Origin of the sequence: Aminobacter niigataensis (genome assembly GCF_946995915.1) — a bacterium.
Taxonomy (GTDB): domain Bacteria; phylum Pseudomonadota; class Alphaproteobacteria; order Rhizobiales; family Rhizobiaceae; genus Aminobacter; species Aminobacter niigataensis.
Map to the genome: position 1 here is coordinate 3,610,699 of NZ_OX341517.1, position 12,574 is coordinate 3,623,272.

Annotated in this window: 13 protein-coding genes; 7 read left to right on the forward strand and 6 right to left on the reverse strand. The window is 60.0% G+C overall.

Going from position 1 to position 12,574, the window contains the following annotated elements; translation table 11 throughout:
* Positions 1–36: 36 nt before the first annotated feature.
* Positions 37–339: an HNH endonuclease gene (locus O1Y97_RS17650; protein WP_318761858.1), complete on the reverse strand. Its 303-nt coding sequence runs from the start codon at positions 337–339 to the stop codon at positions 37–39.
* An 86-nt stretch (positions 340–425) separates the two neighbouring features.
* Here O1Y97_RS17650 and O1Y97_RS17655 point away from each other — a divergent pair, with 86 nt between their 5' ends.
* Complete coding sequence (locus O1Y97_RS17655) at positions 426–677, forward strand: GlsB/YeaQ/YmgE family stress response membrane protein (protein ID WP_318761859.1); 252 nt, start codon at positions 426–428, stop codon at positions 675–677.
* Between the two features lie 91 nt (positions 678–768).
* On the opposite strand, the gene O1Y97_RS17660 is transcribed toward O1Y97_RS17655, so the two are convergent.
* Positions 769–1,254 carry an HNH endonuclease gene (locus O1Y97_RS17660; RefSeq protein ID WP_318761860.1) on the reverse strand — a complete coding sequence of 162 codons (486 nt, stop codon included), beginning with the start codon at positions 1,252–1,254 and terminating at the stop codon, positions 769–771.
* A 114-nt stretch (positions 1,255–1,368) separates the two neighbouring features.
* Between O1Y97_RS17660 and O1Y97_RS17665 the strand changes: the two genes are divergently transcribed.
* Positions 1,369–1,521: a hypothetical protein gene (locus tag O1Y97_RS17665; protein ID WP_318761861.1), complete on the forward strand. Its 153-nt coding sequence runs from the start codon at positions 1,369–1,371 to the stop codon at positions 1,519–1,521.
* Between the two features lie 1,580 nt (positions 1,522–3,101).
* Here O1Y97_RS17665 and O1Y97_RS17670 read toward each other — a convergent pair.
* From O1Y97_RS17670 to O1Y97_RS17680, 3 genes are all read right to left on the reverse strand, one after another.
* On the reverse strand, positions 3,102–5,324 hold the full coding sequence (locus O1Y97_RS17670; RefSeq protein ID WP_318761862.1) for an AAA family ATPase: 2,223 nt from the start codon (positions 5,322–5,324) through the stop codon (positions 3,102–3,104).
* Between the two features lie 239 nt (positions 5,325–5,563).
* Entirely contained in the window at positions 5,564–5,941 is a 378-nt protein-coding gene (locus tag O1Y97_RS17675; RefSeq protein WP_318761863.1) for a YbeD family protein, read from the reverse strand.
* A complete protein-coding gene (locus O1Y97_RS17680; protein ID WP_318764235.1) occupies positions 5,938–6,120 on the reverse strand; it encodes a helix-turn-helix transcriptional regulator in 183 nt (60 codons plus the stop codon). Before O1Y97_RS17680 ends, O1Y97_RS17675 begins: the two co-directional genes overlap by 4 nt.
* Between O1Y97_RS17680 and O1Y97_RS17685 the strand changes: the two genes are divergently transcribed.
* Positions 6,080–6,205 (forward strand): hypothetical protein, encoded by a 126-nt coding sequence (locus tag O1Y97_RS17685; protein WP_318764282.1) that lies wholly within the window; start codon positions 6,080–6,082, stop codon positions 6,203–6,205. The two genes, O1Y97_RS17680 and O1Y97_RS17685, sit on opposite strands and share 41 nt — an antisense overlap.
* 151 nt (positions 6,206–6,356) lie before the next feature.
* Here the strand turns inward: O1Y97_RS17685 and O1Y97_RS17690 are convergent, their stop codons facing one another.
* On the reverse strand, positions 6,357–7,583 hold the full coding sequence (locus tag O1Y97_RS17690) for a tyrosine-type recombinase/integrase (RefSeq protein ID WP_318761864.1): 1,227 nt from the start codon (positions 7,581–7,583) through the stop codon (positions 6,357–6,359).
* Between the two features lie 118 nt (positions 7,584–7,701).
* Between O1Y97_RS17690 and O1Y97_RS17695 the strand changes: the two genes are divergently transcribed.
* The 4 genes from O1Y97_RS17695 to O1Y97_RS17710 all read left to right on the forward strand — a co-directional run bounded on the left by O1Y97_RS17695 (position 7,702) and on the right by O1Y97_RS17710 (position 12,553).
* Positions 7,702–8,073: a hypothetical protein gene (locus O1Y97_RS17695; RefSeq protein ID WP_318761865.1), complete on the forward strand. Its 372-nt coding sequence runs from the start codon at positions 7,702–7,704 to the stop codon at positions 8,071–8,073.
* A gap of 131 nt (positions 8,074–8,204) precedes the next feature.
* Positions 8,205–9,809 carry an amidohydrolase gene (locus O1Y97_RS17700; RefSeq protein ID WP_318761866.1) on the forward strand — a complete coding sequence of 535 codons (1,605 nt, stop codon included), beginning with the start codon at positions 8,205–8,207 and terminating at the stop codon, positions 9,807–9,809.
* Positions 9,810–10,038: 229 nt separating this feature from the next.
* Positions 10,039–10,227, forward strand: coding sequence for a hypothetical protein (locus O1Y97_RS17705; RefSeq protein ID WP_108608332.1), 189 nt, complete (start codon positions 10,039–10,041; stop codon positions 10,225–10,227).
* 541 nt (positions 10,228–10,768) lie between these two features.
* Positions 10,769–12,553 (forward strand): SARP family transcriptional regulator, encoded by a 1,785-nt coding sequence (locus O1Y97_RS17710; RefSeq protein ID WP_210307744.1) that lies wholly within the window; start codon positions 10,769–10,771, stop codon positions 12,551–12,553.
* Positions 12,554–12,574 lie beyond the last annotated feature (21 nt).

Here is a 12,574-nt window from a genome sequence, read left to right on the forward strand (position 1 = left end):
ATCGTGTCTAGACACTCGACCCACCCCCTCCCAGGGCTACATGGGCCATCCGTTGGCATCGAACCGAACAACCGTTTGACCGAGATCCTCTCGCTTGCCGTCACTATCGTGGTGCGGCTTGCATAACGACTCGAACGGGCCTGACCAGAACTTCTCCTCGTCACCCTTGTGCCCACCATTTGCGTGGTGAACGACAGTTGCCGGCTCGACCACTTCCATCGTCAAGCAGCGCTCGCAAAGCGGCTGCATCGCCAACTGATATTCGCGGATGCGCTGCCAGCGGGCTGTCTTATACAGACGGCGGTAAGCGACGGCTTCGGCTGAGCGGTGATCTTGCATCCATGTTCCCTCACGGTGACGAGGAACAAACCCCGCAGTGCGTGCATTTCTACCCAGGCGAATTACCGCCAAACGAGAGGGTACAAATGGAAGACGCACAAGTAGGCTGGATCGCCGCTATCATCGTTGGCGGCATCGCGGGTTGGCTCGCAGAGATGTTCATGAAGTCCAACATGGGCATGCTCATGAATATCGTTCTGGGCATCGTTGGAGCGATAGTGGCCAACTTCTTGCTGGGCCTGGTCGGTATCGGGCTGGGTGGTTGGCTCGGCTACTTGATCGCAGGCTTTATCGGTGCCTGCATTCTCATTGCCATTGCTCGAGCCGTCCGGCGGTAAGAAGCCAGGAGGAAGCGAGCAGCCCGGCTGCAAAATGAAGCGGGCGCCATTCGCGCAATCCTGAACTCATCCGGATCGCCAGGGCGCAGTGCTATGCTGCCCTGGCAAATTCGCCATGCAGGTCATTCGCTGCACGACAGTACGCTAGATGAGCCTGCTCAGCAGTTTGGAAGCTTCCAAGGTACTTGCGAACGCCATTGTGTTTTATTCTCGCGACAAACGCGCTCTTTGTTGATTGTACGCCTTTTAGCCCTGCAGACGATGAGCTGGCTTTGTTTGCCCCGTTCTGAGATGGCGTTGCCGTGCGAAGATTCGACCAGGCATTGTTAGTTCTGACCCGATCCCGATGATCGACCTCACGGTCTGGAAACGAGCCGGTCATGTATAGAAAAGCCAGCCGATGAGCTCGATACTTCCCACCCCGGATTGATATGCGAATGTAGCCATCGTCGTCGACGGTGCCGGCAATCGCGCCGGCAGGCTGCACACTACGCTGAACCATGCTCGTGAAGATGCCGGTCTTGGGATCGTAGTGGAGCAGTTCCTTCAGCTCACGCTGCGATATGCATTTGCCCATGGTCTCGACTCCATTTGTGTTGAGGTCCGGGACCGAGGCCAAACTGTGCTTGACGCGAATCGCTTTAGTTGCACAATTTCCGAGGCACAACTTTCGCGCTGAGGAGCGTTAGCCATGGCTAAGACGCCGGATAAGAAGACAGTCTATCGAGACTCCGAAGACGGTCAGTTCACCACGAAAAAGTATGCAGACAAGCACCCCAAGACGACTGAGAAAGAACGTGTGCCTGTTGGGAAGCCGGCGCCCGCGCCGAAGAAGAAGCCGTAAGGCTTCGCTGCTGTGCCTTGGGCCACAGATCAGATAGACCCAATGCGGCAGCCTCAACCCAGTTAGTGGGGAGGCTGCCGCTGATCGCCCAGTGCTGCGGGAGGAGACGCGCAAGGGGTGATAGTTACCCAGAACTCAGCGGCTGCACCTAACTGCAGCATGGTTCCGGGGCCGCGAGGCAGACCGAATTCAGTGGATACAAAAATGACCGCACGTGGCGGTCCTGAATTGATTGGGAGGGGCTCACTGTACTCTCTGTGAGAGAGGTGGTTTCCCTACCCCTTCACATACACAGGTGCGAAGTGCACACGATTTGGCACCCCTTCACCATACTCTCCGCGAGATTGGAAAAAGGGTACTGCCTTTCATCCTACTGTATGGAAAAATCGGGAATTCCTACCCCTCACGTGCACTCACCATGAGAACCGGAAAAACTACTCCGCGCCCGCGCCATCCGTCGGACAGGGGAACTGCTCAAGCAGATTGAACCAGGGTATGGAAAGAACCAAAACATTACTGACGGCACCGACAGTAAAGTTTTGACGAGGACGGAGGCGGCAAAAGCGGCTGGAATGTCGGAGCGTCAGCAGACGACAGCGATCCGCGTCGCGTCCGTCCCTCATATATACAGGTGATAACTGTGCACGATTTTGTCATGCCGCCGAAAAAAATTTTAGATCCGAGGGCAAGCGGGGGTACCCTCATATGTATAGGGTCGCCAACTGTAAGAAAGCGAACTTTCTTATGCTGATTTCCCATAACTAGCTTTGCGGCTACTAGGGACGGTGGCGGCCCTAGTAGAGTTTCCGTGATGGTACAGCTTGGCGGCAAGACCCCTTCACCATACTCCGCACGAGATCGTAGAAAGCGGCGTTTAGGCGGCCGCCTCCCCCTTAAATAGGGGCGCCACCTCGTAGCAAGTGGACCCTCATATACATACGCTGTAACTGCACGCGATTTTGTCATGGTGCTGCAAAAATAGTCGTCAGGAATACTTGCTTGCCGAACTCGCTGCCCCCATATCCGAAGCAACACGAGTCAGCCGAAGGCAAGGGAGCGCCGCACCGCTGATTAAGGTCTGAAAAGCTCCCAAGCTGGTCTTGTGCGCGATGTTCGGCTCATCATGAGGCACGCGCAGGATAGAAGGAGAGGGAAATGTCCCTAACTCTTGCTATCGAAACCAGTAAGCCGAACGGTACTACGTTCCGCCTGGCCCTTGGGTGCACTGTACCCTTGGCCATGGTTTCGATGTTCGTAGCGATCGCGCGGTTGTTTTGATGGAGAAAGGGCGTTCCTCAAAAGGGAACGCCCTTTTCTTTTTACTGCGGTTCGGTTTGGCGTTCAGCTCTAACGGGGATGGCGTTCCCATCGCCTTCCCCTCTTTAGAGGGGTAAATTCTGGGAACGTGGGAACGGCAATGATTTCAATAACTTACGCCGTTCCCGGACTTCTTGGGAACGATGGGAACGGGAACGTTATGTCTTTGTTTTTATTGAATTTTCCATTCCCATTCCCGTGGGAACCACACGTTCCCAGAGTGTCCTGGGAGCGATGTTGCAAATCATTCGCAACTGGAAACATCAGCCAGCCCGTTTCATTCCAGCGCGGAATTCACCCATTCCGGCAGCAAACAGACCTGTGGGCACGTCCAACCATTTCGCCGTTTTCTCTCCTTTAGCTTTTGCCTTGACGATTTCTCCGCGCGTCAGAGCCTCCTCCGCCAGTGTGTCTAGCTTGCCCCTTGGCAGATCGCGCAAATCTTCGGGCAAGCCTTCGCGCATCTCGTAAAGGCCGCCCTGGCCAGTCTTCGTGAAAGGGCTTCCCGCCGCGGCTGCGGCTTCGATCGCAATGACCAGCGCTGTCCTGAGATCACCTTGGTCAGCGACTTGGCGGCCCCGAGTTAAGGCGGTGACGTCGACCAGCAGGCCGAAATCGTTCCGGTGGTAGGTAGAGAGGATGCGCCTGGCAGCGCCGTTCGCCTTCACCACCCCGCCGAACGCAAGCGCATTCGGCGAGTATGGCTTTCCGATTTCGCGACAGATCTTCTTCGCTTTCTCCGCTTCCGCCGGCCACAGGGCATAGGCAAGCCGAAGGCCGTCGACCAAGGCCGTAGATCCGCGAATGGCATCCCGCGCCTCGGCCAGGCTTTCAACCGCCTTGGTCGTTTTCTTCATATGGTGCGCAACTGCAACCGTCGCGCCAGTCTCTGCTGCAAGACGTCCAAGCGACGAACACACGAATTGCCCCGCCGCCGGATCCTCGTTGATTTGCAGGTGGGCAAAGCTGGCCAGCGGGTCGATGCCGACGAAGAGGAGGTCCTCGATCGACGACAACTGTTCGCCAATACGCCGGTACTCAGACGTTTCCTCGAGTCCGTTCTTTGTTTGACGCCAAAAGGGGATGGCGCCCCCTGCGCTAGGAAGCGGCACCACTATCAGTTTATCTCCACGAAGGAACCGATCGCCCCGTGCGTCCAGTGCATCCAGGCGTCGATGCACTTCGCCCGCGTCATCCTCCGAAGTGATGATAACTGCTGTTCCCCGGCGTTTGATTCTTCCGCCTAGGATCGGGGGAGAGAACTCGGATTCGCCAAATGCGACTCGGCGCCCCGTTTCAAGGAGGACAAACGACTTGCCCGTGTCACCCATGGCCGCCAGCATCATGGGCACACGCAAAGGTACAACGCCTTCGACCAAATACTCTACGGGAGGCGGCTCGCCGATAAACCGGGATGATCTCCAGGCGAAGATATCCAAGCCGGGCTTGTTGTCATTTGCTGCAACAACCGGCTCGGCCGTTTTCCGTCCAGCCAACAGTCTGGCACCTATGCCCTCGCCTGCCTTCCGTGCCTCTGCGAGCGGTTCAGCAACTTTCGGCCACATGCGGGTGAAGTCGGCAACGGCGCGATGCTCCGTGCCATAGCGCTGAAACCAGTCCCCTGACGCCGATAGAAACAGGGCAGCCGCTACTTCCGCTGCGTAGCCCTCGAAACCCAACTGCTCGACAACTCTGGCCGCGTGTGCGGAACGGTCGCCGACTTCATTAGCAGCTAGCAACCCGGCCAGCTTGTCTGACACTTCGACACCGTCAACGTCCGGAATTTCCCCAAGTGCGACTGGTGCCTTGTCAGCGACGGCGGCCGACCGACCGGCCACAGCCAGCGCGAGCGCGGCAGGATCTGTCAGCGTACCATCCCAAGGCTCCGCGGCAGTGACGTGTGCGGGGTCTGGCGATCGGCCGCGTGCGAGTTTCTTTTTGTTGGGGTGGTTCAGGGTGCCCGGCACGCGCCATACATGACAGACGTCGCCAGTGCCATGATCCGAGCCCGTTGCCACCTTCAGCCCCTTCGCAATGTCCTTGGCTATCGCGGGTGCGACTGGGCGATCGAACAGCCAAAACGGCTGCATGTTTCCAGGCGACGTCTCGACAACCAAGTTCGGCGGAAGCGGGTATTCGCCATCCCCCTTGCCGGTGTCAGCATCCATATCCGCGACGAGGCCGAGCACCGCTGCAATGTCGGCCTCTTTGCCTCGTGAGCCACGAGCGAGGCCTCGTCGCATGACCTGCAGACCCACATAGCAGTTCGCGCCAGGCGTCTGAGAATGAGCATCGATGGCGTCGACCATGCCGCCCACGTCGCCGATGGCGTGATGGGTAACGATCCCCTTGTCGTCGGGCAAGTTCGCATTGAAAACGGAGACGACCAGCACGCCGTCCACGCCTGCGGCGAGGCGGTGCAGCATTTCGACATGGTTGCGGACTGGACTGCTGGTAGGATCAAGCTGTTCGGCGGGTTGAGGCATGCAGAGCTCCCAAAGCTACGCCAGCGGCGCGCACCAGATCGTTTGCGAAGGATGGGCTGAACGTTGCCACACGCTCCCCGAAGGCATTAGGGGCGTAGACGAGCCGTCCAGAGTGGCCGTCGACAAGTTTCAAATTGAAAAGGCGGATGTCCGGCGTCAGCTGCACATCAAAATGCGCAAGCGTCCGCCCGCCGGCACCCTCAGGCGCCGGCCGAATTGATAGGATGTGCATTGGTGCTTTACTGGCTAATGGCGCGGTCGAGTGGGGCAAAGTCTGCCGCAGTTCGCCCCCCATCGCGGACCGAGAAATATCGCCCCTCGAGCTGACGCGGGTGATCCAGCCTTTCCAAACCTACAGCACGAGTGAGCGCGTCGAGTCTCTCGGAGTTTCCGCGCCCGATGAGAAAGGTGAGGCCAAGGTCATTGCCGCCCTCACTGGGGAAGCGGGAGGCGAATACCTTGAGCTCTGTCGCGCCATCAACGAGGTCGGGTTCGAAACCCGCTACGTACACGCGCCAGCCTGACCACGCGGTAGCGGCCTGGCGTCTCAGTTCCCGTTGATCTGCCGAATAGCCATGGCGTCGATAGGCGGCGGCGACCGAAATCATATCGCTCATGCTGCTGCCCTCGCTGCGATGCGCTGACCTATCCAGTCTTGAATCTCGGCCCGAACAAAGGCGACACGGCGATCGCCAAGCGGAACCGCTACGGGGAACCGCCCCTCGGCGCGGTATTTATTGAGCATCGACCGAGACATGCTGGTCATCGTGCAGGCGTCATTCAGCGAAACCAGCATAGGCTGGTTGTCATTACTGGGAATCATGGTGTTCTCCTCGGTGCGCCAGACGGAATCCGGACGCAGTTCAAAAGGGTTGATTTGAGAAGGATTTGGCTATGGCCGAAAGGCCGGTGTGTGGAGCTCCAAAGATCGGAGCGAGCTATGGCCTCAGGCCCAAACAGTGCTGGCACCACCCAGCGGCGAACGCCCACCACAAGCGTCCACATGTATAAAAAGCGATTTGGTTACAAACGTCAATCGGCTGGCTCGAGTTTATTTTCTTTAGGACAAGACCCGCAGTATTCGGCCCAATTAGCCATCAGCAATCTGCGCTTTTCAAGTGCATCCGAGCGAGCATAGGCCCGCGCAACAGCATCGCCGACGGCATGTGCCAGCGCCATTTCGGCAAGATCGCCGTCATGCGCCGTCGCCTCGGTTACCCAATCTCGGAATGTCGAGCGGAAGCCATGGACGGTAAATCCGTTGCCGCCATTCTCGGCTAGAACCTTGGCCATCGTATTCTCGGACATCGGACGTTTGGCGCGCACGCCCGGGAAGACAAAGTCATTGCTCCGTTTCTCTCGCATCTCCTCGAGAATCGTAACGGCGCGATCCGACAGAGGGACGCGGTGCAGCTTGCCGCCCTTCATTCTCTCTGCGGGTATGGTCCACAACTTGCCGGCCAGGTCGAATTCGGGCCAGCTAGCCCCCCTCACCTCACCCGAGCGTGCCGCATTCAATATCGTGAATTCAAGCGCTCTGGCGCCGATCGTTTCCAGGGCCGCCAGAGTTGTCGTCAGCACCGGCACGCGCGCCCATGGCATGGCTGCGTGATTGCTCTTGGTGGTCAGCGCGTCGGGTTTGTGGAGCACATGCTCAAGGTTGCCTTTCCACGCCGCGGGGTTCTCCCCGGCCCGCAGGCCCTCAACCTTCGCGGCGTCCAGAACTCGCTCGATGCATTCACGAAGCTTTTCGGCCGTCTCTTGCTTGTCACCCCACAAAGGCCGCAGCACCGACAGCACCTCGGTAACGCCGATTGACGCAAGCGCCTTGTCTCGTATCGCCTTGGCATGGTTGGTCAACATGTTCCGCCAGCGCGCCTCAGTCTTTCCACCTCGCCAGCGGCCCGCCTTCACAGCGTCGTCAACGTAGGCGTCCGCGTACTGTCCGAAAGTCTTCACGCATGCCCTCGCCTGGGCCGCCTCGATGGCCTCAACGCCGTGACGATGTTCTATCGGGTCAACACCCTGCCGGACCAGTAAGCGGGCAGCCTCTGCCTTCTGGCGAGCCTCGGCTAATCCCACCGTGTGAAGCGGGCCAAGACCCAGCTCGCGCCGCTTGCCCCCGAACCTAAAATCGAAGATCCAATAGCGGCCTTGCCCTTTGCTTACGAGCCAAAGGCCACCGCCATCGCGCAGCTTTGCCGCCTTACTGGCCGCAATTGACTTGACAGTCAGGACGTTGCGAGTGTGGCTCCCCATGCTGTCTTTCCCCGCTTTTTCCCCTCTATTGGGGTATGCGCTAGTGTTAGACAGTAATGTTAGAGGTGACAAGCCGTGTATTTGTTTTCAACGCGTTGCGCCGTTTTCGGTTGATGCCATGGACGACAAAATCACAGAAATGAATCCGGCCCGGGGAGCCACTTTTCCGCAAAGTGCAATTGTTGGCATCAGGGCACAAACGTGCCTGGCATGGCCACGACGTTTATGGCTCGGCCGGCCGGAGACGGCAATCACGCTGCCCGCCGCAGGCGCGGATGCCAAGCTCCACATGCAATGCAGCGACGCCTGTGAAGATCTTCCGGTTCCAGCAGCCCTGCCCCGCAGTAGTCCAGAAGATTTGCCGATTGGGCCAATCGTTGACCTTGAGTTGAACAGCCGCCGCCGCGGCATTCTGTTTCCGACACATATATTAGCCTGCGAAAATACAACAGACCATAAGACTGGCGATTCACAGCACATATTTTCCTAAATTCCAGTGACTGGAAGAATATTCTTGCCGTCACTCCCAACCCGACGTCATCATTCCGGTTACCGTTGCGTCAGGCTCTGCAGATTGCAGCTCGTGGCCAGCGGCGAGTTGTCGATCAATGGGAGATTTTCATGAAGCGGATGCGGATTTCACGAATAGCCCTGGCTGCCTTCCTGGCAGCGTCCACCTCGACATATGCATTGGCAAACGAACAGAAGCCGATGAGCGCCGAGCAGGTCGCGGACCTCAAGAAACGTGCGATCGAGGGCATCGAGTCGCGCGCCAAGCTCGCCCAGGAGATGACGGATTCGATCTTCAGCTTCGGCGAACTGGCATTCCAGGAAGTCGAAACCTCGAAATACATCACCGACATCCTCGAAGAAGGCGGCTTCACGGTCGAACGCGGCGTCGCCGGCCTGCCCACCGGCTGGGTCGCCAAATGGGGATCGGGCGAACCGGTGATCGCCCTCGGCAGCGACATCGACGGGCTGCCCAAGACCTCGCAGAAGCCCGGCGTCGCCTATCACGACCCGATGATCGCAGGCGCGCCGGGGCATGGCGAAGGCCATAATTCCGGGCAGGCGGTGAATGTCGTCGCAGCGCTCGCGCTCAAGGACATCATGGAGAAGGACAAGATCCCAGGCACCATCATGCTGTGGCCTGGCGTTGCCGAGGAGTTGCTGGCCGGCAAGGCCTACATGGTGCGCGACGGCGTCTTCAAGGATGTCGATGCGGTGCTGTTCACCCATGTCGGCAACAATCTGCAGACCACATGGGGCCAGCCCAACGGCACCGGCATGGTTTCAGTCGAATATACCTTCAGCGGCGAATCGGCCCATTCGGCCGGCGCGCCTTGGCGCGGCCGCAGCGCGCTCGACGGCGTCGAACTGATGAACATCGCCTGGAACATGAAGCGCGAGCACCTGCGTCCCGAACAGCGGTCGCACTACGTCATCCCGGATGGCGGCGACCAGCCCAACGTCGTGCCTTCCGCGGCAACGGTCTGGTACTTTATCCGCGAGCAGGACTTCGACAACATTTCCAAGAATTTCGAAACCGCCAACACCATCGCAGAAGCCGCGGCCAAAATGTCCAACACCACCGTGTCGCGACAGATCGTCGGCACAGCGGCACCGCGCCACTTCAACAAACCGATGGCCGAGGCCGCCTACGCCAACATCCAGCAGGTCGGCCTGCCCAGCTGGAACGACGACGAGCAGGCCTTCGCCAAGGCCGTGCAGAAGACGGTGAAAGCCAAGGAGGAAGGGCTGGCCGTCAAGCTCAAGGAACTGCAGCCGCCGCTGGAGAAACCCGAGAGCGGCGGGTCGGACGACATCGGCGACATCTCCTGGGTGGTGCCGACGATCACCGTGAACTACCCGTCGAACATCCCCGGTTTGCCTGGCCACCATTGGTCGAACGCCATGGCGATGGCGACGCCGATCGCCCACAAGGGCGTGGTCGCCGGCTCGAAAGTCGTCGCCATGACGTCGATCGACCTCCTGACCAATCCGGAACTGTTGACCAAGGCGACCGACTATTTCCAGAACGAACAGCAGAAGGGCCAGAAATATGTCCCGATGCTGAGCGCCGACGACAAGCCGCAGATCCAGAAGAACGTGGAGATCATGGCGACCTTCCGGCCGGAAATGCAGAAATTCTACTACGACCCGTCGAAGTATCCGACCTATCTCGAACAGCTGGGGATCAAGTTCCCGGTCCTCGAAAAGAAGTAGGCTGGCACTGCGCCACCAGCCTGGTGGCGCAAGCGAACGGCTGCAGCGGCGAGGCCCCGCTGCAGCCGAACTTTTTTCCAGAGCCAACTGCCCGGCCCCGCGTCGCAAAATTCGCGCTCGACGCGAAACTTTTCACAACCCGATTCACGTATCCATCACGTTGCGTGCAACATGGGGCTGTTACAAGCGGTCGCTAATATTCACCAACCACCGGCCAGGAGAGGCGACCATGCGTTTTTCGGATGTACGCGAGACCCTTCGCTCCATCGGAGTGGTCATGAGCAAGCGAGGCGAGACCATCCGCCTCAACCATTTCGGCGGGCTCGAAGACACGGCGAAATACACCACCGACCTCCAGGACGCGCTGGCGCTGGGCAGGCAGATTGCCGGCCCGCGACGTGCCAGCGCCAGCAGGTAACATAAGTAGCTGATCACCTGCGGCGACCGGTCGTGACCGTTCGCCGAGTCGCCGCCAGTTGCAGCTCTGCGGACCTGACCACATCGGCGCGTGCCCTGTCGGCAGCCCCGCTTTTTGACGAACCCGCGCCGAAATCCCTCCCCAACGGCGCGGCATTCCGGTCGGACCACCGGTTTTCCGCCCCTCTCCCGATACTTGTGAACCGCCACGCAACCAAGCGGTCGGCATGTCCGCACCTGTGTGCGCCACATGACGATTCAGCCAGGACGACCTGAGATTTTCGGCTGCTTTGACGTTTCGCTCACGCAGCAATCACCCCACCCCACTATCGTCTTCCAAAACAGGCTGGAATCGCCTCCGGCAAACATTGGTGAGGGACGCTGGAATGCTTCAGGTTTTGTCCGGATGCGAAGGCACACAAATAGGCGCGCTGGCTGGGTTGTCGTTGTATGATTCCAACCTAAGGTATCCACGCCCAAGGCGAGTCGAGTTGTGCTACCCTCGTCGCGGGCAGGAACGACCTGCTGCAAAGGTCCGCGCGATGACTGGTGAAGACGCCAGTACCCTGGGTCATATCTATCTGTTCGGGACGCTGGCCGTCACCGACGCAGATGGCGTGTCGTGCACGCCGAAAGCCCAGAAATCCCGCGCCTTGGTTGCCATGCTGGCGCTGGCCCCGCGCGGCGCCCGGTCACGCATCTGGCTTCGCGACAAGCTGTGGAGCGACCGTGGCGAAGAACAGGCGGCGGCAAGCCTGAGGCAGGCGCTTGTCGACGTGCGCAAGTCGCTCGGCCCGATGGCCGAACGCATCATCATTTCCGACAACCATACGATCTCGCTCGACCTCAACCGCGTATCGGTCGATGCGCTGCAGCTTCTCGACCCGGCACGCCAGTCCTCGCCCGACGACGTGCAACTCGAATCCTGGCCGGAGCTGCTCGAAGGGCTCGACATAGGCGACCCCGAATTCGAGGAATGGCTGATGCTCGAGCGCCAGGTCTGGCATGGCCGGCTCGAAACCGCGCTCGGCCAGCGCGACCTCAGCCCGAAAGACCGTCGAGCCAACGGCTTCATCCCGGCAGAGAACAAGCGGTCCGGCCCGGATTCGCCCGATGGCGGGGAGCGCAGAACGACGCCGCAACGCGGCAGCCTCACCGGCTGGTCTGTCGCCCTGCTGCCGCCCTCGATATCAGGCGACGCATTCAATGCGGCATCGCTGCCGGACATGTTCACGGCATCACTGGTCCGTTCGTTGCTGGAAGATGGCGAACTGGCCGTCTGCGACCTTTCGAGGCCAGACCTTTCAGCGGCCACGCAAGCCGGGGCCGAATTCGACGCCGTGGCCCTGGCCATCCAGGTCGGCTACCGGTTTTCGGCCCACCAGGCCCATATCAGCGTCAGCGTCCATCGCACCGCGGACCGCAGCCTGCTGTGGATGGGCGGCGCCACGCTGGAACGCCGCGCCATCGAGACGGGCGACACCTCGGCCTCGCACCAGCTCATCAACGAGGCGATGGACGAGTTGCGCCGGTACTTCATCGCGCGCTCCGAACAATCCGACGACGCGGCGGAGGGCGAGAGCCTCTTTGCTGCCGTCAACGCCATGTTCCGCCTGTCGCGCAACGACCTTGTGATGTCGGAGGCCTCGCTTCGGCGCATCATCGCCCAGCGGCCATCGTCGCAGGCCTATGCCTGGCTCGCCTTCCTGATGACCTTCCAGGTCGGCCAGCGCTTTTCCGATTCGGCCAATGTGACCGAGCAGGCGCAGCAATACGCACGCAAGGCGCTGGAACTCGACCCCGGCAACTCGGTCACCCTGGCGCTGGTCGGCCACGTCCATTCGTTCCTGTTCGGCGAATACGACTACGCATCGGGTCTGTTCGAACGGGCAATCCGGGCCAACCCGACCCAGGTCTTGGGCTGGGACCTCTACTCGATGCTGCATGCCTATGCCGGACAGCCGGAAAAGGGCTTGGGCCTCGCCAACTGGGCGCGTCACCTCGGCGCCCACAGCCCCTACCGCTACTATTTCGACACCTCGCGGCTGATCAACGCCACACTCGCCGGCAATCACCGCGTCGCCATCGAGGCCGGCGAACAGGCGCTGCGCGAACGGCCGGATTTCAATTCGCTGCTCCGCTATCTCGTGGCGAGCCATGCGCAGCTGGGCGACATCCGCGCCGCGCGCTCGCTTCTCGACCGCCTCAATACGGTGGAACCCAATTTCTCGATCAGTTCGTTGATCGATGCGCGCTACCCGATCATGCGAACCGAAGGCGGCGCCAATCTGATTTCGGGCCTCATCAAGGCCGGCGTCAAGAAATAAGCCTGACCGGCGCACTGAGCG